This window comes from Streptomyces sp. NPDC053493, from assembly GCF_044544825.1.
Classification (GTDB): domain Bacteria; phylum Actinomycetota; class Actinomycetes; order Streptomycetales; family Streptomycetaceae; genus Streptomyces.
The window spans coordinates 438,540-464,174 of sequence record NZ_JBITXS010000002.1; the positions used below are offsets into that span (position 1 = coordinate 438,540).

General features: G+C 77.5%; 6 protein-coding genes. All 6 read right to left on the reverse strand.

Annotation, left to right across the window (positions count from 1 at the left end; genetic code table 11):
• Window positions 1–4: 4 nt before the first annotated feature.
• The 6 genes from ACIGO8_RS07625 to ACIGO8_RS07650 all read right to left on the reverse strand — a co-directional run bounded on the left by ACIGO8_RS07625 (window position 5) and on the right by ACIGO8_RS07650 (window position 25,566).
• Complete coding sequence (locus tag ACIGO8_RS07625; RefSeq protein ID WP_399725424.1) at window positions 5–667, reverse strand: 4'-phosphopantetheinyl transferase; 663 nt, start codon at window positions 665–667, stop codon at window positions 5–7.
• Window positions 664–1,584, reverse strand: coding sequence for a metallophosphoesterase family protein (locus ACIGO8_RS07630; RefSeq protein ID WP_399725426.1), 921 nt, complete (start codon window positions 1,582–1,584; stop codon window positions 664–666). Before ACIGO8_RS07630 ends, ACIGO8_RS07625 begins: the two co-directional genes overlap by 4 nt.
• The gene (locus ACIGO8_RS07635; RefSeq protein ID WP_399725429.1) at window positions 1,574–2,419 is read right to left on the reverse strand and encodes a thioesterase II family protein; all 846 of its coding nucleotides are present in this window, start codon (window positions 2,417–2,419) and stop codon (window positions 1,574–1,576) included. Before ACIGO8_RS07635 ends, ACIGO8_RS07630 begins: the two co-directional genes overlap by 11 nt.
• 124 nt (window positions 2,420–2,543) lie before the next feature.
• Window positions 2,544–2,999, reverse strand: coding sequence for a nuclear transport factor 2 family protein (locus ACIGO8_RS07640; RefSeq protein WP_399725432.1), 456 nt, complete (start codon window positions 2,997–2,999; stop codon window positions 2,544–2,546).
• Window positions 2,996–15,217 (reverse strand): type I polyketide synthase, encoded by a 12,222-nt coding sequence (locus ACIGO8_RS07645; protein ID WP_399725435.1) that lies wholly within the window; start codon window positions 15,215–15,217, stop codon window positions 2,996–2,998. The genes ACIGO8_RS07640 and ACIGO8_RS07645 overlap by 4 nt, the downstream gene beginning before the upstream one ends.
• Window positions 15,217–25,566 (reverse strand): type I polyketide synthase, encoded by a 10,350-nt coding sequence (locus ACIGO8_RS07650; RefSeq protein WP_399725438.1) that lies wholly within the window; start codon window positions 25,564–25,566, stop codon window positions 15,217–15,219. Before ACIGO8_RS07650 ends, ACIGO8_RS07645 begins: the two co-directional genes overlap by 1 nt.
• Between the last annotated feature and the right edge of the window lie 69 nt (window positions 25,567–25,635).

Consider the following 25,635-nt stretch of genomic DNA (forward strand, 5'->3'; position numbering starts at 1 on the left):
CCTCCTAGGGGCTTGGCACCACGACGGCCGTGCAGAGCAGGTCGCGGCTCAGCGACCAGCGGCCGGTGAAGACCGTGAGGCGGACGCCGGCGACGGTCGGTGGCGGGACGAGCAGGCGGGCGTGGAAGGTGCCGTCGTCCGGGTCGAGGGTGATCAGGGCCTCCTCGAAGTCCAGCCAGCGGCCGGTGAGCGGGAACCACGTCTTGTAGACGCTCTCCTTCGCGCTGAACAGCAGCCGGTCCCAGCACACCTCGGGCCGCGAGGCCGCGAGCCGGTCCAGCGCGCGGCGCTCCTCCGGGAGCGCCACGAGGTCGCGGGTGCCGGCGCTGGGCAACGGCAGATGGGGTTCGGCGTCGATGCCGAGGGACAGCAGGTGGTCCGTGCGGGCGACCGCCGCCGCGCGGTAGCCGGCGCAGTGGGTCAGGCTGCCGGTGGTCCCGGACGGCCAGCGGGGCGCGCCGCGCTCGCCCCGCAGGATCGGAGCGGGCGGCACGCCGAGGGCGGCGAGCGCGGTACGGGCGCAGTGGCGGGCGGTCGCGAACTCCCCGCGGCGCGACTCGACGCTCGTCGCGACGAGCGCCCGCTCCGCCTCGTACAGGACGGCGTCGGGCAGGTCGCCGAAGGCCTCCTCGACCTCGACGCCCGCCGGCAGCAGCTCCTCGATCACCCGGCGGCCCCCGTGGCCCCGGCCGGGCCGGGCGGGCCGGCGTCGGCGTCGGCGTCGGCCGCCGCGGGCAGGATCGGCACCAGACGGCCGGGCGGCGTGTCACGGCGCCGCCACTCGCGCGGATAGCCGAGCGAGACCTCCACGAACGGCACGCCGTCCTTGTGGAGGGTGCGAGGGATGTGGAGGTGCCCGTAGACGACGGCCTCGGCGTGGAACCTGCGGTGCCAGTCCGCGGTGGCCTCGGTGCCGCACCACAGCGCGAAGTCCGGCCGCCACAGCACCTCGGTGGGCTCCCGTACCAGCGGGAAGTGGTTGACCAGGACGGTCCTGGTGCCGGGCGGGAGGGCGGCCAGGCGCGCCTCGGTGGCCGCGACGCGGGCGCGACACCACGCGTCCCTGCTCGGGTACGGGTCCGGGTGCAGCAGGAACTCGTCCGTGCACACCACGCCCGCCTCGTAGGCCTGTTGGAGCGCGGCCTCCTTGGTGGTCACACCAGGGCGCCGGAAGGTGTAGTCGTACAGCAGGAAGAGCGGCGCGATCGTGACCGGCCCTCCGGCGCCGCGCCACACCGGGTAGGGATCCTCGGGCGTGACCACGCCGAGGGAGCGGCACATCTCGACGAGGTGGAGGTAGCGCTCCTCTCCGCGCAGGCGCACCGGGTCCTGCTTCGGTGTCCACAGTTCGTGGTTGCCGGGCGCCCAGATCACCTTCGCGAAGCGGTCGGAGAGCAGCTTCAGCGCCCACTCGACCTCGCTCGCGATCTCGCCGACGTCGCCGGCGACGAGCAGCCAGTCCGCGTCCGAGCGCGGGCGCAGCTCCTCCACGATGCGGCGGTTCTCGGCGTAGTGGATGTGCAGGTCGCTGATGGCGAGCAGCGAGCCGGCCGTCTCATGCTCCGTCACGGGTTCATTCTCCATGGCGGACCCGTGCTCCACGAGGGGTCGGTGCGCCAGGGCGGGTCCCGTTCGTGGCGTCCTCGCCGCGGAGGACGAGGAGCTGCTCCCGCAGCAGCGCGGACAGGCCCGCCTGGTCCTGGACGAGTCCGAAGTGGCCGCCCGGGACGGTCCGTTGCTCGAAGGTGCCGCTGGTGTACGCGGCCCAGTGGCGCGCCTCCTCGGTCGTGACCCGCGGGTCCGTCTCGCCCGCGAGGGCGAGGACGGGACAGCTCAGGACGGCCGGGGAGAGGGCGCGCCGGTAGGTCTCGACCGCCTGGTAGTCGCCCCGGACGGCGGGCAGGATCATGCGGACGAAGCCCTCGTCGGCGAGCAGGGCGTCATGGGTGCCGCCGAGCGCGCGCAGTTCGGCGACCAGTCCCTCGTCCGTCCGGGTGTGCACCAGGTCGCCGTCCGGGCGCCGCAGGTGCGGGGCGCGGCGGCCCGAGACGATCAGACCGCCGACGGGCACGCCCCGCGCCTGGAGCCGCTCCGCCGTCTCGAACGCCACGAGCGCGCCCATGCTGTGCCCGAACAGCACCAGCGGCCGCCCGTCGGCCGCCGCGGCGAGCCGGTCGGCGGCGTGGTCGGCGAGCACGGTCAGGTCCGTGACGACCGGTTCCGTACGGCGGTCCTGACGGCCCGGGTACTGCACGGCGAGGACCTCGGCGGCGTCGTCCCGCGCCAGGTCCTCGGCGAGCGGGCGGAAGAGGGTGGCGGCGCCGCCGGCGTGCGGGAAGCAGGCCAGGCGGACGGCGGCGGCGGGCGCGGGACGGGCGGTTCTGAGCCAGTCCCGGCCGGCGGTCTGTGTCGCGGTCATGGGCGGGTGACGTTCCTTTCGAGGTGCGGTGGCCGGTTCGACCAGGTCGGCCGGTTCGCGCCGGCCGGTGGGTTCGCGCCGGCCGGTCGGATCGACCGGGTCGGTCGGTTCGACCCGGTCGGTGTCACAGGTCGCGGCGCCGGCCGTCCGCGCCGAGCGGGGACCACCACTGGTCGTAGTTGGTGGCGCCGTCGCCGAAGAAGCCGGCCCGGCCCTCGACCACGCGGCCGTCCTCCCAGCGGAAGACCTGCACGCCGAGGGCGTCGAGGACGTCGAAGGGCGAGGTGCTGCCGGCCGGGGCGCCCGGGCGGACGGCGTGCACCTTCACGACGTCCATGTTCTCGTTGCCGCTGATCATGGAGGTGACCAGTTCGACCTGGAAGTCGCCGCCGGCGGCGTCGGTGAGGGCCTGCCGGAAGGCGAGCAGCGCGTCGAGGCCCTCGTGCCAGCCGGCCTGGCCGTGCCGGCCGGGGACCGAGAAGCGGACGTCCTCGGCCCAGTACTGGGCGGCCTCGTCCCGGTCGCAGGAGACGAGGGCGATGTAGGCCTTCTCGACGAGGGCGGGGGTTATCTCGGTCATGTCGTGCGCTCCTGTACGTGGTGGATGGCACCGTCCCGGCCCGAGAGCCAGTCGTGGACGGCGTGAGCGGTGGTGGCGGCGTGCTCCTCGAGCATCGAGAAGTGGTCGCCGGCGGTCTCCCGCGTGGTGGCGTCCGAGGCCCAGGCGGGCCGCGGTTCGTCCTCGGCGCCGGCCGGTGGCCGGGCCGCGCGCAGGAAGAGGGTGGGGGCGCCGGGCGGAGTGGGGCTCCACTCCTCGAAGACCCGGACGTAGGCGCCCATGGCGGTCAACGACGGTCCCCCGACGGCCGTCCGCTCCCCGTGCCGGGCGAACAGGCCGTCCGTGAGGGCGCCGGCGAGGGTCTCGCTCGTCTCGCTCTGCAGATACGTGTCGAGCAGGACGAGGGCGTGCGGGGCCTCGCCCGTGCGCGCGAGGCGGGCGGCCACGGCGTGGGCGATCCAGCCGCCCGAGGAGTAGCCGAGCAGGGCCACCGGCCCGGCGGCCGCGTGGCGGCGCACGGCCGCCGTCTGCACCTCGACGACGGCCTCCCAGTGGGCCGGGAGCGGCTCGCCGGGCCGGAAGCCGGGCTGCGGCAGCGCCACCACCTCGCGCCGTCCGCGCAGGGCGCCCGCGAACCGGGCGAACTGGTGCGGTCCGGAGAGCGCGACCACCGGCGGGAAGCACAGCAGCGGCACGGTCGTGCCGTCGCCCGCCGCGAGCCGTACGGGCTCGGGCGTACGGGTCAGGTCGGCGGCGCCGGTGAAGGACGGCAGGAGCCGGGAGGCGGTACGGAGCAGCTGGATGCCGTCGAGGGTGCGCCCGGCCGCCCTGGCCTGCCGGAAGAGCACGCCGACGGCGTCCTCGCCGGAGGGTTCGGCGGCGGGGGCCTGAGCGGGCCGGACGGAGCCGACGGCGGAGACGGTGGTGGAGGCAGTGGTGGTGGGCGCGGCGGCGGAATCGGGCGTGGACGGGGCGCCGCGCAGGGCGAGTTCGTCCCGCAGGTGCGTGACGAGGGCCGGGAGCGTCGGGTGGTCGAAGACCACGGTGGCCGCGAGCCGCAGGCCCGTCGCCCGGTCGAGGCGGTTGCGCAGTTCCACGGCCGTCAGCGAGTCGAGACCGAGTTCCGGCAGCGACCGGTGCTCGTCGACCTCGTCCGGTGACGGGAAGCCGAGGACGTTCGCCGTCTCGGTGCGCACGGTCGCGCGCAGCGCGTGCTCCAGCGCGGCGCCCTGGAGCGTGTCCAGGGCCGCGGTCCGTGGCGCGGGACCGTCCGCGCGGCCCGGCCGGTCCGGCCCGCGCGTCCGGTCCGGCCGGGGCCGGGCGAGGGCGCGGAGCGGTGCGGGCAGTGCCGGGTCGTCGGCGTGGGCCGCGAGCCGTCCCGGTACGAGCGCGAGCGGGGCGAGGACGGCGTCGGGCAGGTCGCGGCCGACGGCGGCGTCGAAGAGGGCGAGGCCCTGTTCCGGGGTGAGCGCCTCGATGCCGGCGCGGGCGATCCTGCGCAGTTCCGGGTCGCCCGCCATGCCGCCCCGCTGTGCCCAGGGGCCCCAGGCGAGCGACACGGCCGGCAGGCCGTGCGCCCGGCGGTGGGCGGCCAGGGCGTCGAGGAAGGTGTTGGCCGCCGCGTAGTTGGCCTGTCCGGGAGCGCCGAGCAGACCGGCCGCGGAGGAGAAGAGCACGAACGCGGAGACCTTGCTCTCCCGGGTCAGCTCGTGCAGGTGCCAGGCGGACGCGGCCTTGGCGCGCAGCACGCGTGCGGTCCGCTCGGGCGTCAGTGAGGCGATGACGCCGTCGTCGAGGATTCCGGCGCAGTGCACGATCCCGGTGACCGGGTGCTCCGCCGGCACGGCGGCCAGGACGGCGGCCAGCGCGGCCCGGTCGCCCACGTCGCAGCCGGCGACGGTCGCCGCGGCGCCGAGCCGTTCCAGCTCGGCCGCCAGGGCGTTCGTCCGCGGGTCGTCGGCGCGGCGGCCGACGAGCAGGACGCGGCGGACGCCGTGGGCGGCGACCAGGTGACGGGCGATCAGGCCGCCGAGGGCGCCGGCCGCTCCGGTGATCAGCACGGTGCCGTCGGGGCCGAAGGACGAGGCGGCGGCAGGTGCGCTCGCCGACGGCGTCAGGCGGGGCGTGCGCGGCCGTCCGTCGCGTATCGCCACCCGGTCCGCTCCGGCGGCCAGCGCGGACGGCAGCGCGCGCCAGGACGCGGCGCCGCCGTCGACGTCGACCACCGCGAAGCGCCCGGGATGCTCGGCGGCGGCCGAGCCCAGCAGGCCCCACAGGGGCGCGTGGGCCAGGTCGGGCGCCTCCTCGTCGCCGTCGGTCACGACCGCGCGCCGGGTGACGGCGACGAGCCGCGCGCCCGTCCGCCGTTCGTCGGCCAGCCAGTCCCGCACGAGCTCGAGGGCCCGTAGGACGGGCTGGGACGCGAGCGGCGTGTCGGAGGCCGGGAACGGTACGAGGACGACGTCGGCGTCCTCCGGTACGCGGGCGAGGTCGGGCACTCGCGGGAGGGAGCCGAGCGCGTCCATCTCCTGGGTGGCGGCGGGCAGTTCGGAGGTGAGGACCGCCCAGGTGGCGGGCGCCGGGGCGGGTCCGGCGGCGGTGTCGGGCACCGGCAGCTGCGGCCAGTCGAGCCGGAGCAGCGTCCCGGCGGCGCCGGCGGCCGGACGCAGGGTCAGGGAGTCGGCGGACAGGACCGGCGCTCCCGTGCGGTCGGTCAGTTCGAGGGCCACGGCGGCCGCGGAGCCCGACCGCGCCAGCGGTGTCAGCCGGACCCTCACCTCCCGGGCGCCGGTGCGGTGGAGGCGGATGCCCTGCCAGGCGAACGGCAGGGCTCCGGGCGCCGTCGGGCCGGCCGTACCGGAGCCGTGACCGGCGTCGGGACCGGCGTCGAAGCCGAGGCCGAGGGCGTGCAGGGCGGCGTCCAGGAGGGCCGGGTGGACGCCGAACCGCCCGGCGCCGGCGTCCTCCGGCAGCACGACCTCGGCGAGCAGGTCGTCGCCGTCGCGCCAGGCGGCCCGCAGGCCGTGGAAGGCGGGACCGTAGGCGAGGCCGGCCTCGGCGAGGCGCGCGTACGCGGCGTCCGGATCGAGGGCCGGCGCCCCGGCCGGCGGCCAGGGTCCGGCAGCGGCCGACGGCTCCGGACCGCTCCCGGGTGTCCCGGGTGTCCCGGGTGCGAGCGTGCCGGTGGCGTGCCGGGTCCAGTCGGTCTCGTGGGCGGCCCCGGTGGCGGCGTAGAGGCGGAAGGACCGCCGGCCGTCCTCGTCGGGTTCCGCGACGGACAGCCGCAGCGGCAGGGCGCCTCGGCCGGGCACGGGCAGCGGCGTCTCCAGGACGAGGTCGTCGACGACGGGGCAGCCGAGTGCGGCGCCCGCCCGCAGGGCCAGTTCGACGACGGCCGCACCGGGCAGGACCGGGGCGCCGGCGACCTGGTGCTGGTCGAGCCAGGGCAGCACGCGCGGGTCCAGGTCTCCGACGAAGACGGTGCCGGCGACGTCCGGCGCGGACACGCCCGGGCCGAGGACGGGATGGTCCCGTCCGGTGTCGGCGGTCTCGGCCGCGAGCCAGTAGCGGCGGCGCTGGAAGGCGTACGTCGGCAGGTCCACGGGCCGGGCGCCGGTGCCGTCGAAGTACGCCGTCCAGTCGACGGTGGCCCCGCTCACATGCGCCTCGGCCACGGCCGCGGCCAGCGCCCGGGGCTCCGGGAGCCCGGGCCTGAGGACGGCGACCACCGCGCGCTCGCGGTCGGCGAGGCTGTCGCGGGCGGCGGCGGTCAGGACGGCGCCGGGGCCGATCTCGAGGAACGTGGTGGCCCCGTCGGCCTCCAGGCGCGCGACGGCGTCCCGGAACCGCACCGGCCGGCGCAGCTGCCGTACCCAATAGGCGGGCGAGCACAGCTCGTCGGCGGTGGCGGGCCGCCCGGTGACGGTGGAGACGACGGGCAGGACGGGCGCGTGGAAGTCGACGTCCTCGGCGATCAGCCGGAACTCGTCGAGCAGGCCGTCCATGTGGGCGGAGTGGAACGCCCGGTTCACGCGCAGCGTCCGGGTCCGCCGGCCGTCCGCCGCGAGCCGGGCGACGGCCTCCTCGACGGCGTCGGTGTCGCCGGAGAGGACCACCGAGGCCGGGCCGTTGACGGCGGCGAGCGCCACCCGCTCCGAGAGCAGCGGCAGGACCTCCTCCTCGGACGCCTCCACGGCGGCCATGGCTCCGTGCCCGGCCCGCTCCCGCATCAGCCGGCCGCGGGCCGCGACGAGCCGGGCCGCGTCCGCCAGGTCGAGGACGCCGGCCGCGTGCGCGGCGGCCAGCTCCCCGACCGAGTGCCCGGCGACGGCGTCGGGCCGAAGGCCCCAGGCCTCGAGCCGCTTCAGCACGGCCCGCTGGAACGCGAACAGGGCCGGCTGGGTGTAGTCGGTGCGGTCCAGGAGCGCGGCCGTGGCGGGATCGTCGCCGTCCGGGCCGGCGAACAGGACGTCGCGCAGCGGCCGGTCGAGGAAGGGATCGAAAGCCGCGCACGCCTCGTCCAGGGCCGCGGCGAAGACCGGGTCGGAGGCGGCCAGTTCGCGTCCCATGCCGGGCCGCTGGCTGCCCTGGCCGCTGAAGAGGAAGGCCACGGTGCCCTCGCCCGCCCGTGCGGCCACGAGCCGTCCCGGGCCGGTCGCGCCGGTGTCGGCGAACCGTTCCAGGGCGGCGGCCCGCTCCTCCCGGCCGCCGGTGAGGACGGCGGCCCGATGGCGCAGCGCGCTGCGGGTGGTGGCGAGGCTGAAGGCGAGGTCGCGGTCCGAGGCCGTGGTCGCGGTGGTCCGCGCGTGCGCGGCCAGGCGTCGCGCCTGCGCGCGCAACGCCTGCGGCGTCTCGGCCGCGAGCAGCCACGGCGCGCCCTCGTCCTCGCCGGTGTCGGACGGGGAGGAGGACACGGAGCCGGCGGGAGCGGCGGGAACGGCAGGGGTCTCGGGAGTGGCGGGAGCGGCCGGAACGGCAGGGGCCTCGGGGACCTCCGGGACCTCGGGAACGGCGGGGCCGGTCGGAACGGCCAGGTCGTCGGGGGCCTGCTCGATGATGACGTGGGCGTTGGTGCCGCTGATCCCGAAGGACGACACACCGGCCCGCCGCGGTGCACCGGTGTCGGGCCAGCTCCTCGGCTCCGTCAGGAGCCGCATTCCGTCACCGGACCAGTCGACATGCGGCGTGGGCCGGTCGACGTGCAGGGTGCGGGGCAGCGTGCCGTGGCGCATCGCCTGCACCATCTTGATCACGCCGCCGACACCCGCGGCGGCCTGGGTGTGGCCGATGTTCGACTTGAGCGAGCCGAGCCAGAGCGGCCGCTGCCCGGTGCGCTCGCTCCCGTACGTCGCGAGCAGCGCCTGCGCCTCGATCGGGTCGCCGAGCCGGGTGCCGGTGCCGTGCGCCTCCACGGCGTCGACCTGGCCCGGCGTCAGGCCGGCGGCGGCCAGCGCCTTGCGGATCACCCGCTGCTGCGCGGGACCGCTCGGCGCGGTGAGCCCGTTGCTGGCGCCGTCCTGGTTGACGGCGCTGCCGCGCAGGACGGCGAGCACCGGATGGCCGAGGCGGCGGGCGTCGGAGAGCCGCTCCACGAGGAGGACGCCGACGCCCTCCGCCCACCCGGTGCCGTCCGCCGCGGCGGCGAACGACTTGCAGCGGCCGTCCGGCGCGAGTCCGCGCTGCCGGCTGAACTCGACGAAGGGGCCGGGCGTCGCCATGACGGTGGCGCCGCCGGCCAGCGCGAGGGAACACTCCCCCGCGCGCAGCGCCTGAGCGGCGAGGTGCAGGGCGACCAGAGAGGAGGAGCAGGCCGTGTCCACCGTGACGGCGGGCCCTTCGAGACCGAGGGCGTAGGCGACGCGGCCGGAGGCGACACTGCCCGCGGTGCCGGAGCCGAGGTAGCCCTCGACGTCCTCCGGTGCGCGCCGCACCCAGGAACCGTAGTCGTGGTACATCACGCCGGTGAAGACGCCGGTGCCGGTGCCCCGGACCGCGCGCGGGTCGATCCGCGCCGCCTCCAGGGCCTCCCAGGAGACTTCCAGGAGCAGCCGCTGCTGCGGGTCCATGGCCAGGGCCTCGCGCGGGCTGATGCCGAAGAAGCCCGCGTCGAAGTCGGCGGCGCCGTGCAGGAAGCCGCCGTGCCGGGTGGCGATGGTGCCGCTCCGGCGGCCGGTGGCACCGGGCCGGGACTCGGAGGCGGGGTCGGGGCCGGGGTCGTAGAGTCCGTCGATGTCCCAGCCGCGGTCGCGCGGCATCTCGGTGACGGCGTCGCGGCCGGACAGCACGAGCTGCCACAGGTCCTCGGGCGAGTTCACGCCGCCCGGGTAGCGGCAGGCCATGCCGATGACGGCGATCGGCTCGTCCGGGTCGGCGGCCCTCGTCGCCGCGGACCGCGCGGAGGCGGCCGCCGGGGCGGCGGAACCGGTGGACGGCGACGGGCCGAAGAGCGTCAGGCGCAGATGGCCGGCGAGCTCGGCCGGGGTGGGATGGTCGAAGACCATGGTCGTGGGCAGCCGCAGGCCGGTGGCGGCGTTGAGGCGGTTGCGCAGTTCGATCGCGCCGAGCGAGTCGAAGCCGAGCTCGGCGAACGTGCGGCCGTCCGGCAGTTCCCGCGCTCCCGCGTGGCCGAGCACGCCCGCGGCCTCGCCGCGGACCAGCGCGGTCAGTTCCCGCAGCTGCTCGGCCTCGGGCAGGGCGGCGAGGGTCCGTACGGGGTGGGCGCGGCGGGGTTCGCCGGCGGCGGCACGCGACCGGCGCCGTGCGGGGCGGGCGCCCGGCAGGTCGTGCAGCAGCGCCGGTACGGAGGTGCCGTCGCCGCCGCCCAGACGGCGCGGGTCCAGGTGGAGCGGGGCGGCCACCGGTACGTCGCCGGCGAGGGCCGCGTCGAAGAGCGCGAGCCCCTCCGCCGCCGGGATCGGCCGCATCCCGAGCCGGGCAAGACGGCGGCGCGTGGCCGCGTCGGCTCCCGCGACCATGCCGGACGCGCCGTCCCACAGGCCCCAGGCCAGGGACAGGGCGGGCAGGCCGAGCCGGCGGCGGTGGACGGCGAGGGCGTCGAGGAAGCCGTTGGCCGCCGCGTAGTTGGCCTGGCCCGGCGCCCCGAGCAGACCGGCCGCCGAGGAGAAGAGCACGAACGCGGCCAGGTCCTTCCGGTCCTTGGTCAGCTCGTGCAGATGCCAGGCGGCGTCCGCCTTGGGCGCCATGACGGCGCGCACCCGCCCGGGAGTGAGCGTCTCGACGGTGCCGTCGTCGAGGACGCCGGCCGCGTGGACGACGGCGGTCAGCGGATGCTCCGCCGGAACGCCCGCGAGGAGCGCGGCGAGCGCTTCGCGGTCCGCCACGTCGCACGCCGCGAGGGTGACGCGCGCGCCCAATGCCCGCAATTCTTCGGCGAGTTCGGCGGCGCCGTCGGCGTCGGGCCCGCGCCGGCTCGTCAGCAGCAGCCCGCGCACCCCGTGCTCGGCCACGAGGTGCCGCGCGAGCAGCCCGCCGAGGACTCCGGTGCCGCCGGTGATCAGCACGGTGCCGTCGGGGTCGAGGCCGAGGGCGGCGCCGGGGCCCGGCGCAGCCGGGTCCGCAGGCGGGGCGGGCTCGGGGGCCGGTGTGGCGGGGACCGGGGCGAGGCGTGGGGCCAGGAGGCGGCCGGCGCGGAGGGCGAGGGCGGGTTCGTCCGCGGCGAGGACGGCCGGCAGGTCCCGGGCCAGGGCCCCGGGGTCGTCGGTGTCCACCAGCACGATCCGTCCCGGGTGCTCGGACTGGGCCGAGCGCAGGATGCCCAGGGCGGCGGCGTGGGCGAGGTCCGTCACGTCCTCGGTCCGCGCGGTCGCGACGGCGCCGCGGGTGACGGCGACCAGCCGCGTGTCGGCGAGCCGGGGATCGGCGAGCCAGGCCTGGACGCGCTCGAGGACGTGGACGGCGGCCGCGCTCGCGGCGCCCGCGGGGCTCGCGGGACTCGGCGAACTGTCGGTGGCGGGCGGGTCGAGGAGCGGCAGCAGGACGGTGTCGGGCGGCGGCGCGGTGGAGGCCAGTGCCTCGTCGAGGGGTGCGCTCACGCCGTACGCCGCCGCTTCGGCGGGGACGCGGGGCTCGGTCCAGAGCACGTGGAGGAGCGGTTCGCGTGCCGCCTTCGCCGCGCTTTCGGCGAGTCGCCCGGCCGGGCGCAGGGCCAGGGACTCGACGCTGAGCAGCGGCCGGCCCGCCGGGTCGACGGCTTCGATGGAGACCGCTCCGGGACCGGCGGGTGCGAGGCGGACGCGTGCCCGGCCGGCTCCGGCGGCGTGGAGCCGGACGCCGCGCCAGGCGAACGGCAGCTGGGCGCCGTCGGACGTGCCCGGGAGCTCGCCCAGGGCCAGGGCGTGCAGGGCGGAGTCGAGCAGGGCGGGGTGGAGCCCGAACGCCTCGGCCGTGCCGTCGTGTTCGTCGTCCAGGGCCACCTCGGCGGCCAGCTCGTCGCCGCGCCGCCAGACGGCCCGGAGTCCCTGGAACGCGGGGCCGTAACGCAGTCCTTCGGCGGCGAGCCGGTCGTAGAGGCCGTCCAGGTCGAGCGCGGTCGCGCCGGCGGGCGGCCAGACCCAGGCCGGTGAATCGCCGACGGACGGGGCGCCGACGGATGGGGCGCCAAGGGACGGATCGCCGGCGGACCGAACACCGGCGGCTCGGTCGCCGACGGTCGGGACTTCGGCGGCCGGAACATCAGCGGCCGGGTCGACGACGGACCGGCCACCGACGGACGGAACATCGGCGGACGGCTCACCGACGGCCGGGTCAACGACGGACGGGCCACCGACGGCCGGGCCGGCCACGACCGGGTCACTGGTCGGGGCCGCCGACAGCAGGCCCGAGGCGTGCCGTACCCACGGCCGGCCGGGCAGGGCGGTCTCGTCGCGCGCGTACACCTCGATCGCCCGGCGGCCCTCGCCGTCGGGCGTGCCGACCCGGATCTGGACGAGCACCGCGCCGTCGGCCGGGATCACCAGCGGGGCGAGGAGCGTGAGTTCGTCGAGCCGGTCGCAGTCCGCCTGACGGCCCGCGCGCAGCGCGAGCTCCAGGAACGCGGTGCCGGGCAGCAGGACCTGGTCGCCGACGGCGTGGTCGGACAGCCAGGGCTGGGCGCCGGGGGCGAGCCGGCCGGTGAGGAGCAGTTCCTCGGAGTCCGCGACGACGACGCTCGCGCCGAGCAGCGGGTGGTCCGGGAAGCCGAGGCCGGCCGCGGACACGTCGAGCCGGCGCCGGGGCGGCGCCTCCAGCCAGTGGCGGGTGCGCTGGAAGGCGTACGTGGGCAGCTCCACCGTCCGCGCTCCGGTGCCCCGGAAGAAGGCCGCCCAGTCGACGGCGGTGCCACGGGCGTGCAGCCGGCCGACGGCCGCGGTCAGGGCGGCGACCTCGTCGTCGCCGGCGTGCTGCGCGGACAGCGCCGCCGCGCCGGTGCCGTCGAGGCAGGCCTCCGCCATGGGCGTGAGGGCGGCGGTCGGTCCCAGTTCGAGGAAGGTGCCGACGCCGGACTCCTGGAGGTGGCGGACGGCGTCGGCGAACAGGACGGGCCGGCGGGCGTTGCGTACCCAGTACTCGGGAGTGCACAGCTCCTGTTCGCTCACCGGGCGGCCGGTGACGGTGGAGACGAAGTCGATGCGCGGCGCCCGGTAGGCGAGACGGGCGGCGACCTCGCGCAGTTCGTCGAGCATCGGCTCGACGCGGGCGGAGTGCGAGGCGTAGCTGACGTCGAGGCGCCGGGTCCTGCGGCCCTGGCCGGCCAGGGTGGCGGCGAGGGCGGTGACGGGTTCCTCGTCGCCGGCGAGGACGACGGCGCCGGGGCTGTTGACGGCGGCGATCTCGACGCCGTCGGTCAGCAGCGGAGTGACCTCGTCCGCCGAGGCGGCGACCGCCACCATGGCCCCGCCGGCGGCGAGCGCCTGGGTGAGCCGGCCGCGGGCGGCGACCAGGGTCGCGGCGTCGGCGAGGGTGAGCACTCCGGCGACGTGGGCGGCGGCCAGTTCGCCGCCCGAGTGGCCGACCACGTGGTCGGGTTCGACGCCCCAGGAGGCGAACAGCCGGTAGAGCGCCACCTCGATCGCGAACAGCGCGGGCTGGGCGTAGGCCTGCCCCGCGAGCAGCCGGTCCGCGTCACCGCGCCGTGCTCCGCCCGCGGCGGACTCGTCGCTGTCGCCGCCCGCGCCCTGCTCGCTGCCCGCGCCGTCCTCACCGCTCTCGCTGCCCGCGCCGTCCGCGCCGCTCTCGCCGAGGACGAGGGGCCGCAGCGGGTGCGGGAGGTGCCGGTCGAACTCCGCGCAGACGGCGTCGAAGGCCTCGGCGAAGGCGGGGAACGCGGCATAGAGGTCGCGGCCCATGCCGGGCCGCTGGCTGCCGCCTCCGGTGAACATCACCGCGAGGGCGCCCGGAGCGGTACGCCCGTGCCGCAGCGCGGCGGTGGGCCGGCCGGCCGCGAACGCCTCGAGCTCGCGCAGCAGTTCCTCGCGGTCGTGTCCGGCCACCACCGCCCGGTGCTCCATGGGCGTGCGGGTGGTGAGCAGCGAGTGCCCGACGTCGAGCGAGCCGTGCCCGGGGCGGCCGCGCAGGTACGCGGCGAGCTTTCCGGCCTGGGCCCGCAGGGCCTGCTCCGAGACGGCCGACAGGGCCCAGAGCGGGGCCGGGCGGGCGGTCGCCTCGCCCGAGCGCGCCGACGGGATCTCCGCTGCGTCCGCGGCGTCCGCAGCTTTGACGGCTCCCGAGGCGTCCGCGGACGTCGTACGGGCCGCCGAGGCGACGGTCTCGCCGTCGGCGGAGGACGTCGGGGACGCGGCGGCCGGTGCACCGGCCCGTACGTCGTCCTCGGCGGCCGGCGGCTCCTCGACGACGACGTGGGCGTTGGTGCCGCTGAAGCCGAAGGAGGACACGCCGGCCCGGCGCGGCCGGTCGCCGCGGGGCCAGGGCCGGGCCTCGGTGAGCAGCTCGACCGCGCCCGACGACCAGTCGACGTGCGGGTTGGGCGCGTCGACGTGGAGCGTCCGCGGAAGCTCCTCCTCCCGCAGCGCGAGGATCATCTTCATCACGCCGCCCACGCCCGCGGCGGCCTGGGTGTGGCCGATGTTCGACTTCAGCGAGCCCAGCCGCAGCGGCCGGTCCTCGGGCCGCCCGGCGCCGTAGGTGGCGAGGAGCGCCTGCGCCTCGATCGGGTCGCCGAGCTTGGTGCCGGTGCCGTGCGCCTCCACTGCCTCCACGTCGGCGGTCGTGAGGCCGGCGTCGGCGAGCGCCTGCCGGATGACCCGCTGTTGCGCGGGGCCGTTGGGGGCCGTGAGCCCGTTGCTGGCCCCGTCGGAGTTGACCGCGGTGCCGCGGATCACGGCGAGCACGCGGTGCCCGAGGCGGCGGGCGTCCGAGAGCCGCTCGACCAGGAGCATGCCGGCGCCTTCGGCCCAGCCCGTACCGTCGGCGGAGGCGGAGAAGGACTTGCACCGGCCGTCCGAGGCGAGGCCCTCCTGGCGGCTGAAGTCGACGAAGGGCAGCGGCGAGGCCATGACGGTGGCGCCGCCGGCCAGCGCGAGGGAGCACTCGCCGCGGCGCAGCGCGGCGACGGCGAGGTGGAGGGCGACGAGGGAGGAGGAGCAGGCGGTGTCGACGGTGACGGCCGGGCCCTCCAGACCGAAGGTGTAGGCGACGCGGCCGGAGGCGATGCTGCCGGAGGTCCCGGTGCCGAGGTAGCCCATGACCTCCTCGGGCAGTTCGGGGAGCCGGGCCGCGTAGTCGTGGTACATGACGCCGGCGTAGACGCCGGTCCTGCTGCCGCGCAGCGTGGCCGGGTCGATGCCGGCGTGCTCGATCGCCTCCCACGCGGTCTCCAGGAGCAGCCGCTGCTGCGGGTCCATGGCGGTCGCCTCGCGCGGGCCGATGCCGAAGGGCGCCGGGTCGAAGTCGGCGACGTCGTAGAGGAATCCGCCCGCGTGCGCGTCGCTGGTGCCGGCGGCGTCGGCGTCCGGGCCGTGCAGGGCGTCGAGGTCCCAGTCGCGGTCGGTGGGGAACGCGGACACGGCGTCGCGGCCCTGGGCGACGAGCCGCCACAGGTCCTCGGGCGTGCGGACGCCGCCCGGGTAGCGGCAGGCCATGCCGACCACGGCGACGGGCTCGTGCGCCGCGTCCTGCGTGTCGCGCAGTCGCTTGCGGGTCTGCCGGAGTTCGGTGGTCAGCCGCTTGAGCGAGTCCAGGACCTTCCGGGAGTCGGCTGCGGTGGTGTCGGCGGTGCCCGTCATCAGGCGTCCCCCAGTTCCTCGTCGATGATGGCGAGCAGTTCGTCGATGTCGGCGGAGTCGAGCGCGTCGGCGTCCACGGTGTCCACGGTGTCCACGGCGCCGTTCGGGCCGCCGGCGCCGCCCGTGCCGTCCGCGCGTGCGGTGGCCTGGTCCCAGGCGGTGAGCAGCGCCTTGAGCCGCATGCGGACGGGTTCGGCCGCCGCGGGGTCGGTGGCGAGCTCGGGCAGGGCGTCGCGCAGCCGGTCGAGGTCGGCGAGCGCGGTGTCGGCGGCGCCGGGTCCGGCCGGCAGGAGTTCGTCCCCGAGCCAGGCGGCGAGCGCCGCGGGCGTGGGGTGGTCGAAGACCACGGTGGCGGGCAGCCGCACGCCGGTGGCCGCGTCGAGCCGGCCGCGGATCTCGACGGCGCCGAGCGAGTCGAGTCCCGCCTCGGTGAAGGGCCGGTCGGCGGCGACGGAGCGCGGTGTGCTGTGGCCGAGCACCAGGGCGGTCTCGGTGAGCACGAGGTCGAGCAGCAGGCTCGCGCGTCCGGCGGCGTCGAGCGGCCGCAGCCGCTCGACGAGCGCGGGTCCGCCGCCCCCGGCGGCGCCGGCGGGGCCGGCGGGTGCGGTGCCGGCGGAGGCGGCGCTCCCGGTGGCCGGGGCGGCCGGGGCGTTACGGGCGGGGAGCGGGCGCACGAGGCGCTTCAGGACCGCCGGGAAGACGGCTTCCTCGCGGCGCGAACGGAGCGCCGACAGGTCGAACCGGGCGGCGACCAGGTCGGGTTCGGGCCGGCGCAGGGCCTGGTCGAGCAGCGCGAGCCCGTCGGCCGGCGCGATCGCGCCGAACCCGGCGCGGACGATCCGGTTCCGCTCGGCGTCGGTGAGTCCGCCCGCCATTCCGCCTCCCGCCTGGTCCCACAGGCCCCAGGCGATCGAGGTGGCGGGCAGTCCGGCGGCGGCGCGCCGCCGGGCGAGGCCGTCGAGGTAGCTGTTGGCGGCGGCGTAGGCGGCCTGCCCGGCGGAGCCGAGCACACCCGACGCCGAGGAGAACAGCACGAAGGCGGACAGGTCCTGGTTCTTCGTCAGCTCGTGCAGGTGCAGCGCGGCGAGGGCCTTGGGGCCCATGACGCGCGCCAGGCGCTCCGGTGTGAGCGAGGCGATCACGCCGTCCTCCAGGACGCCGGCGGCGTGCACCACTCCGGTCAGGGGCCGTTCGGCCGGTACGGCGGCGAGCAGCGCGGCCAAGGCCTCGCGGTCCGACACGTCGCAGGCCGCGACCGTCACCTCCGCTCCCGCCGCCCGCAGCTCGGCGGCCAGCTCCGCGGCTCCTTCGGCCTCGGGCCCGCGCCGGCTCGTGAGCAGCAGGCTCCGCACGCCGTACGCGGCGACGAGATGCCGCGCGACGAGCGCGCCGAGGTCACCGGTGCCTCCGGTGACGAGCACGGTGCCGCTGCCGCCGAACGGGTCCCGGCCGGGAGCCGCGGGCCCGGCGACGGCGGACGCGGCGGACGCGGCGCCGTCGGCGCCGTCGGCGCCGGGCACGGCGGGCGTGGACGGCCCTGCGGACGTGGCCGGGTCGACGGGCGTGGGCGGGTCGGCGGGCGTGAGCGGGCCGGCGGGCGTGGACGGGCCGGCGGGCGTGAGCGGGCCGGCGGGCGTGGACGGGTTGACGGACGTGGGCGGGTCGGCGGGCTCGGTGAGGCGCGGGAGCAGGAGGCGGTCCTCGCGCAGGGCGAACTGGTCGTGGCCCGAGGCGAGGGCGGCCGGGAGGCTGTGCCAGGAGGTGTCGCCGCCGTCCAGGTCGGCCAGGACGACCCGGCCCGGGTACTCGGCCTGGGCGGCACGGGCGAGGCCCCAGACCGCCGAGCGGGCCGGGTCGACCGCGGGCTCGCCGGACCCGGCGGCGATGGCGCCGGTGGTGAGCAGCACCAACCGGCCTCGCCCGGAACGCTCCTCGTCGGAGAGCCAGGCCCGCACCGCGTCCAGCGCGGTCCGCGCCGGGCCGTCGGCGTCCTCAACAGCCCCGGTGTCCCCGGCCGTCACCGGTACGAGCGCGAAGGCGGCCTCCCGGTCGGCCGGGGCTATCGGGGCAGCCGTGTCAGCCGGGTCCGTCAGGTCGGTCCGGTCGACCAGGTGGGCGAGCGGCGCCGGGGGCGGCGCGGCACCGAGCCAGGTCATGGTGGGCGGTTCGGCGGGGCGCGCCAGGTCCTCCGGCACCCAGTCCATCCGGTACAGCGCACCGGTCGTGCCCGCGTCCGCGCCGCCCAGCCGGCGGGCGGACGCCCGCCGTGCCATGAGGCGTTCGACCGTGACCACCGGGTCGCCGTGGGCGTCGGCGAGGTCCATCGTCACGGTGGACTCGCCGGCCGGTGCGACCCGGACCCGGAGCCGGGTGGACCCGGCCGCGTGCGGCCGGACGCCCGCCCAGGAGAACGGCACCGCCGCGCCCGACGCGGAGCCGAGGCCGTCCATCGCGGCCGGATGCTGCGCCGCGTCCCAGAGCGCCGGGTGCAGGGCGAAGGCGCCCGGGTCCGCGTCGTCGGGCAGGGCCACTTCCGCGTACAGCGTCTCGCCGTCCCGCCAGGCCGACCGTACGCCGCGGAACAGCGGCCCGTACCGGACGCCTTGGGCCGCGAAGTCCTCGTACAGACCGTCGACCGGTACGGCGTCGGCACCCGGCGGCGGCCACGCGCGCAGGTCGCGCGCGGGCGCCGGGGCGTCGTCGCCGAGGGCGCCGCTCGCGTGCAGCGTCCACTCCCCCGCGTCCCCCGCGTCGGCGGCCGGGCGGGTGTAGAGGTGCAGGGACCGGGCGCCGGAGTCGTCCGGCGCGCCGACCAGCACTTGCAGGTCCACGGCCTCGGCGGCGCCGGTGGTGGTGCCGTCGGCGCCGAGCAGCAGCGGCGCGTGGAGGGTCAGCTCCCGCACCGTCGGAAGCGCGACCGCCGCCCCGGCCCGTACCGCCAGTTCCAGCCACAGCGTGCCCGGCACCACCGTCGCGCCGAAGATCTCGTGCTCCGCGAGCCAGGGCAGGGCCTCGGTCGAGAGCCGGCCGGTGGCCAGCCACCGGTCCGCGTCGGCGATCCGTACGAACCCGCCGAGGACCGGATGTCCCGCGCCCCGAGCCTCCGTCGGGAAGGCGCCGGGCGTGCCCTGTCCGGCGAGGCCCCGGCGCGGCCAGTAGCGGCTGCGCTGGAAGGCGTACGTGGGCAGGCCGACGACGCGGGCACCGCGGCCGGCGAGGACGGCGCGCCAGTCCACCGGGACGCCGTGGGCGTGCAGCAGGCCGACGGCGTGCAGCAGCGCCGCCTCCTGGGGCCGGTCCTTGCGCTGCGCGGCGACGACGGTGCCCGCCCGGCCCTCCAGGCTGTCGGCGGCCGACGACGCGAGCGCGCCGGCGGGCCCCACCTCCACGTAGAAGGTGGCGCCGTCCTCGTCGAGGGCGCGGACGGCGTCGTGGAACCGTACGGTGCCCCGGACGTGGCGGACCCAGTGCTCCGGCGAGGTCAGCTCGTCGGCGGTCGCCGGGCGGCCGGTGAGGGTGGAGACGACGGGAATGCGCGGCGGGTGGTACGTGAGCCGCTCGGCGACGCGCGCGAACGCGTCGAGCATCGGGTCCATCAGCGGGGAGTGGAAGGCGTGGCTCACCCGCAGCCAGGAGACCCGGTGGCCCCGGTCGGCGAGGGTGGTGACCAGCGCCGCGACGGCGTCGCGCTCGCCGGACAGGACGGTGGACCGGGGCCCGTTGACGGCCGCGACACCGACCCGGCGCTCCGCACCGTCGCCGGCGGCGGAGCCGTGCGTGTCGATCAGCGCGGCCACCTCGGCCGGGCCGGCACCGACGGCGGCCATGGCGCCGCCCTCGGGCAGGGCCTGCATCAAACGGCCCCGGGCAGCGACGAGTTCGGCGGCGTCGGACAGCGAGAGCACGCCCGCCACGTGGGCGGCGGCGATCTCGCCGACCGAGTGCCCGGCGAGGAGGTCCGGGACGACGCCCCACGACTCCAGGAGCCGGAACAGCGCGACCTCGTAGGCGAACAGGGCGGGCTGGGCGTACTCGGTGCGGTCGATCGCCGCGTCCGTACGCCCGGCCTGCCCGGCCCCGTCGGCCTCGCCGCCCAGGACGACCTCGCGCAGCGGTCGCGAGAGGTGCGGGTCGAGGGCGGCGCAGGCCGCGTCGAAGGCCTCGGCGAAGACCGGGTGGGCGGCGTACAGTTCGCGGCCCATGCCGACGGTCTGGCTGCCCTGGCCGGCGAAGAGGAACGCGACGCGGTGTCCTTCGCGCGCCTCGGCGAGCACCAGTCCCGGCGCGTCCCGGCCCTCGGCGAGCGCGGCCAGTGTGGCCCGGTTCCCGGCCGGGTCCTCCGCGACGACGACGGCGCGGTGGCGCAGCGCGGCGCGGGTGGTGGCGAGCGACCAGCCCACGTCCAGCGGCGCCAGGCCCGGCTCCGCTGCCGTCTCCGCCTCCAACTCCAGCTCCAGCTCCAGCTCCGGCGCCGGCTTCGACCCCGTCTCCCGCTCCGACTTCGGCTCCAGCTCCGGCCCCGCCTCCCGGTCCGACTGCGGCTCCGACTCGGACTGCGGCCCCGGCCCCGGCTCCGGCCGGGCGGTCGTCAGGTGGTCGACGAGCCGGCGCGCCTGCTCCCGCAGCGCCTCCGGGCTGCGGGCGGACAGCACCCACGGCACCGGACGGCCGTGCGCCGGGTCCACCGCGGCGGCCGCGGTGGTCTCCGCGGGACCGGCCGGCGGTTCCTCGATCACCACATGGGCGTTGGTGCCGCTGATGCCGAACGAGGACACACCCGCGCGGCGCGGCCGCTCGCCGCGCGGCCAGGGCCGCGGCTCGGCGAGGAGTTCCACCGCGCCGGACGCCCAGTCCACGTGCGGCGTCGGCTCGGTCAGGTGCAGGGTCTTCGGGAGCCGTTCGTGGCGCAGGGCCTCGACCAGCTTGATGATGCCCGCGACGCCGGACGCGGCCTGGGTGTGGCCGATGTTGGACTTCACCGAGCCGAGCAGCAGCGGCCGGTCCTCGGGCCGGCCGGCACCATAGGTGGCGAGCAGCGCCTGCGCCTCGATCGGGTCGCCCAGCTTCGTGCCCGTGCCGTGCGCCTCCACGGCCTCCACGTCGGCGGTCGTCAGGCCGGCGTCGGCGAGCGCCTGCCGGATGACCCGCTCCTGCGCCGGGCCGTTGGGCGCCGAGAGGCCGTTGCTCGCCCCGTCGGAGTTGACGGCGGAGCCGCGGACCACGGCGAGCACCCGGTGGCCGAGCCGGCGGGCGTCCGACAGCCGCTCCACCAGGAGCACGCCGACGCCCTCGCTCCAGCTGGTGCCGTCCGCGTCCGCCGAGAAGGAGCGGCAGCGGCCGCCGGGCGACAGCACCTTCTGCCGGTTGAACTCGGTGAAGAGCAGCGGACTCGCCATGAGCGTGACGCCGCCGACCAGGGCGAGCGAGCACTCGCGCCGGCGCAGCGCCTGCGCGGCCCAGTGCAGCGCGACCAGCGAGGAGGAGCAGGCGGTGTCCACGGTGACGGCCGGGCCGTCGAAGCCGAAGGCGTACGCGAGGCGTCCGGCCAGGACGCTCGCGGCGTTGCCCGTCCCGACGTAACCCTCCAGGTCGTCCTTCCCGGTGGCCAGCACCCGCGGGTAGTCCTGGCCGTTGGTGCCGACGAAGACGCCGACCGGCGCGCCGGAGGCCGACCGCGGGTCGATGCCGCCGCGCTCGAACGCCTCCCACGTCGTCTCCAGGAGCAGCCGCTGCTGCGGGTCCATGGCCAGGGCCTCGCGCGGCGAGATGCCGAAGAAGGCCGCGTCGAAGTCGGCGACGCCGTCGACGAAACCGCCCTGCCGGGCGTAGGTGGTGCCGGGGCGGTCCGGGTCGGGGTGGAACAGCTCGGCCAGGTTCCAGCCGCGGTCGCGCGGGAAGTCGCCGATGACGTCGGCGCCGCTGTCGAGGACCTGCCAGAGCTCCTCGGGAGAGTTCACTCCGCCCGGGAAGCGGCAGCTCATCGCGACGACGGCGATCGGGTCGTCCGCGGTGGCGGACGGAGCCGGTGCGGCGGAGCCGAGGGCGGCCGCGCCGGGCGGGGCGGCGTCAGCGGCATCGGCGGAGGCGTCGGCCGGCTGATCGGCCGTGAGGGCCAGGACGAGGTCGGCGACGGCTGCCGGGGTCGGGTGGTCGTACACGAGCGTGGCCGGAAGCCGCAGCCCGGTCGCCGCACCCAGCCGGTTGCGCAGCTGGACGGCGGTGAGCGAGTCGAGGCCGAGTTCCTGGAAGCGGGCGTCGGACGCGATCGCGTCCGTGTCCGGGTGGCCGAGCACGGCGGCGGCTTCGGTACGGACGAGGCGGACGAGCGCCGCGCGGTCCCGGACCGGCGCGGCGGGCACGGCGGGCGAGCCGGCGTCCGAGCGCGGCGCGGCGGCGGGCGGGGCCAGGAGGACCGCCTGCCCGGAGTGCCGGGCCTCGGTGAGGTGCTCCAGGGCCCGCCCGGCCCGCTCGGTCGGCCAGCTCGGGACCTCCGGCGGCGGCAGCGTGCCGTCGGCGAACAGCGGGGCCAGCTCGGCGAAGAGCGAGCGGACCCGGTCGCGCCCGGCCTCGGCCAGGTCGGCGGTCAGATAGCGCACGCCGGGGTGGTCCGCGGCCACGCGGGACGGCTCGCGGCGCTCGGTGCGGCCGGTCTCCACGAACCGGCCGCCGTGCGGCAGCATCCGCAGGCCGGCGTCGATGTGCTCGCCCGCGAGGCAGTTGACGACGACGTCCGCTCCGCGCCCGTCGGTGGCGCGAAGCAGCGGCTCGACGAAGCCGGGCGTGGCCGCGGAGGCGATCCGTTCCTCGGGCAGTCCCAGGTCCCGCAGGGCCGCGGCGCCGTCAGGAAGGTCGGTGGCGAGGTCGGTGGCGAGGACCCGTGCCCCGTGGTGGAGCGCGAGCCGCGCCGCCGCCAGGCCGGTGGAGCCGCCCGCGGCGTGGACGAGGACGGTCTCGCCCGGGGCGAGGCCGGCCACCCCGAACAGGGCCTGGTGGGCGGTGAGATGGGCGAGCGGGGCGGCCGCGGCCTGGGCGAAGGACCAGCCCTCCGGGACCGGGGCGGCGTAGCGGTGGTCGGTGACGGCGAGCGGGCCGGCGGCGCCGTCGGGGAAGAGGCCCATGACGCGGTCGCCCGGGGCGAGGCCGGTGACCTCGTCGCCCGTCTCCAGGACGACGCCCGCCGCCTCGACGCCGAATCCGGTGCCGTCGGCGTCGGTATCGGTTGCTTCCGAGGCGTGGGTGGCGAGGCCGAGACCGACCAGGACGTCGCCGAAGTGCAGGCCGGTGGCCCGGACCGCGACGCGGATCTCGTACGGGGCGAGCGCGCGCAGGACGTCGGGCGCGGGCACGGGAGCGAGGGCGGCGAGGCTGCCGGGCTCGGTCACCGCGAGGCGCCACGGCTCCTCGTCCGCGCCGGCGGCCGCGAGCCCGTCGGCGGCCCGGACTCCGGCGCCGGGGCCCGGAATTCCGGCCGCCGGCGTCCGCTCGTCGTCACCCGGCAGCCAGAAGCGGGTGCGCTGGAAGGCGTACGTGGGCAGGTCCACGCGCTGCGCCGGGCCGAAGTACCGGTCGGCGTCCAGCCGTGCGCCGGCGGCCACCGCCTCGGCGACCGAGCCGGCGAACCGGCGCGCGGTCGCGTCCTCGCGGTGCAGGGAGCCCACGACGGCGACGTCGGCTCCGGCGTCCTCGGCCGTCTCGTACAGGGCCTGGGCGAGGACGGGATGCGGGCCGCACTCGACGAAGAGGTCGAAGCCGTCCGCCAGCATGGCGCGGGTGGCCTCCTCGAACCGCACCGGCTCGCGCAGGCTCCGGTACCAGAAGCCGGCGTCCTGCGCGGCCGGTTCGAGGAGGTTGCCGGTGGCGGCGGAGTACACGGGCAGCCGGGCCTCGCGGGGCACCACGGGCGCGAGGGCGGCGGACAGCTCCTCCCGTACCGCTTCGACCTGCGGCGAGTGGGCGGCGTAGTCGAGGGCGACGCGCCGGGACCGTACGCCCTCGGCCTCGCACCGCGCGTGCAGCGCGTCGAGCTCGGCCGGTGTGCCGGCGACGACGACGGAGCGCGGTCCGTTGACCACCGCGACCGACAGCGAGCCGGGTGCGGGCAGGCCGGCCAGCAGGGCGCGGACGTCGTCGGCGGCGGCGGACACGGCGAGCAGGCCGCCGCGGCCGCTGATGGCGGCGAGCGCCCGGGCGCGCAGGGCGACCACGCGGGCCGCGTCCGGCAGGGACAGCGCGCCGCTGACGGCCGCGGCGGCGATCTCGCCCTGGGAGTGCCCCACCACGCCGGAGATCTCGACGCCGCAGGACTCCCACAGGGCCGCGAGCGAGACCATCACGGCCCACAGCGCCGGCTGGACGACCTCGACGCGCTCCAGGTCGGCGGCGTCGGCCTCGCCGCGCAGGACGGCGGTCAGCGACCAGTCGGTGTACGGGCGCAGGGCCTCGGCGCACTCGTCGATGCGCCGGGCGAACACGGGCGAGGCGTCGAGCAGTTCGCGGACGCGGCCGGACCACTGGCCGCCGGCACCGGGGAAGACGAGGGCCACCCGGCCGGCGCCGGCGAGGGCCGGCGCGGCACCCGGGGCGGCGGTGCCGGCCGCGATCGCGTCGACGGCGGCGAGGAGTTCGGCACGGTCGCCGCCGACGGCGGTGGCGCGGTGCGCGAAGGCGGTACGGGTCCGGGCGAGCGACCAGCCGACGTCCGCGGGACGCAGTGCGGGGTGGGCGCGGACGTGCTCGGCCAGGCGGGCGGCCTGGGCCCGCAGCGCCTCGGCGCTGCGGGCGGACAGCGTCCACACCGGCGGGAGTCCGGGCAGGTCGGAGCTCCCCGCCGTGTCCGCGCCCGCACCCGGGCCCGTGTCCGTGTCCGCACCCGGACCGGTGGCCGCGCGTACGGCTACGTCAGGGCCCGTGTCCGCGGCGACGGCCGGCCCGGGTGCCGTCCCCGATGTCGGTTCCGGCCCGGCCTCGGGCGCCTCCTCCAGGACGACGTGCGCGTTGGTGCCGCTGATCCCGAACGCGGACACACCCGCGCGACGCGGCTCGCCGGTGGCCGGCCAGGGCCGGGCCTCGGTGAGCAGTTCGAGCGGACCGCCCCGCCAGTCCACGTGCGGTGAGGGCTCGTCCGCGTGCAGGGTCCGCGGCAGCACGCCGTGCCGCATCGCCATGACCGTCTTGATGACGCCGGCGACGCCCGCGGCGGCCTGGGTGTGGCCGATGTTCGACTTGAGCGAGCCGAGCAGGAGCGGCCGCCCGGCCGGCCGGTCCGGCCCGTACACCGCCGCGAGCGCCTGGGCCTCGATCGGGTCGCCGAGCGTGGTGCCGGTGCCGTGCGCCTCGACGGCGTCGACCTGGGCGGGCCGGAGGCGGGCGTGGGCGAGGGCCTGGGTGATGACGGCCTGCTGGGCGGGCCCGTTGGGCGCGGTGAGCGCGCCGCTCGCACCGTCCTGGTTGACGGCGCTGCCGCGGACGACGGCCAGGACCGGGTGGCCGTTGGCGCGGGCGGCGGAGAGCCGTTCGAGGAGGAGCAGGCCCGCGCCCTCGGCCCAGCCGGTGCCGTCGGCGCCCGCGCCGAACGCCTTGCAGCGGCCGTCCGCGGCCAGGCCGCGCTGCCTGCTGAAGCCGACGAAGGTGGCCGGCGTGGCCATCAGCGACACGCCGCCGGCCAGGGCCAGGTCGCAGTCGCCCTGCCGCAGCGCCTGGGCGGCGAGGTGCACGGCGACGAGGGAGGAGGAGCAGGCGGTGTCGAGCGTGACGGCCGGGCCCTCCAGGCCGAAGGTGTAGGCGAGGCGCCCGGAGGCCACGCTGCCGGCGCTGCCGGTGCCGAGGTAGCCCTCGGTGTCCTCGTCGGGCCGCCGGACCCGGCTGCCGTAGTCGTGGTACATGACGCCCGCGAACACGCCGGTACGGCTGCCGCGCATCCGCTCGGCGGGGATGCCGGCCCGCTCGAACGCCTCCCAGGCGACCTCGAGGAGAAGTCGCTGCTGGGGGTCCATGGCGAGCGCCTCGCGCGGGCTGATGCCGAAGAACGCCGGGTCGAAGTCGGCGTAGCCGTCGACGAACCCGCCGTGGCGCGTGTACGAGGTGCCCGGGTGGTCCGGGTCGGGGTGGTAGAGCGCGTCGAGGTCCCAGCCGCGGTCGTCGGGGAAGCCGGTCACGGCGTCGGTGCCGTCGGCGACGAGGCGCCACAGCTCCTCGGGCGAGCGGACGCCGCCGGGGAGCCGGCAGCTCATCGCGACGACGGCGATCGGCTCCTGGGCGGCCGCCTCGGCCTCGTCGAGCTTGCGGCGGGTCTCCTGCAGGTCGGCGGTCACCCACCGCAGGTATTCGACGAGTTTGTCGTCGTCGGCCATCGGAACCAACCTCATCTGTGGTCGTGGGAGGGGCGGGCGGGTGTCGGGTTCAGGGGAGGGCGGGCCGCG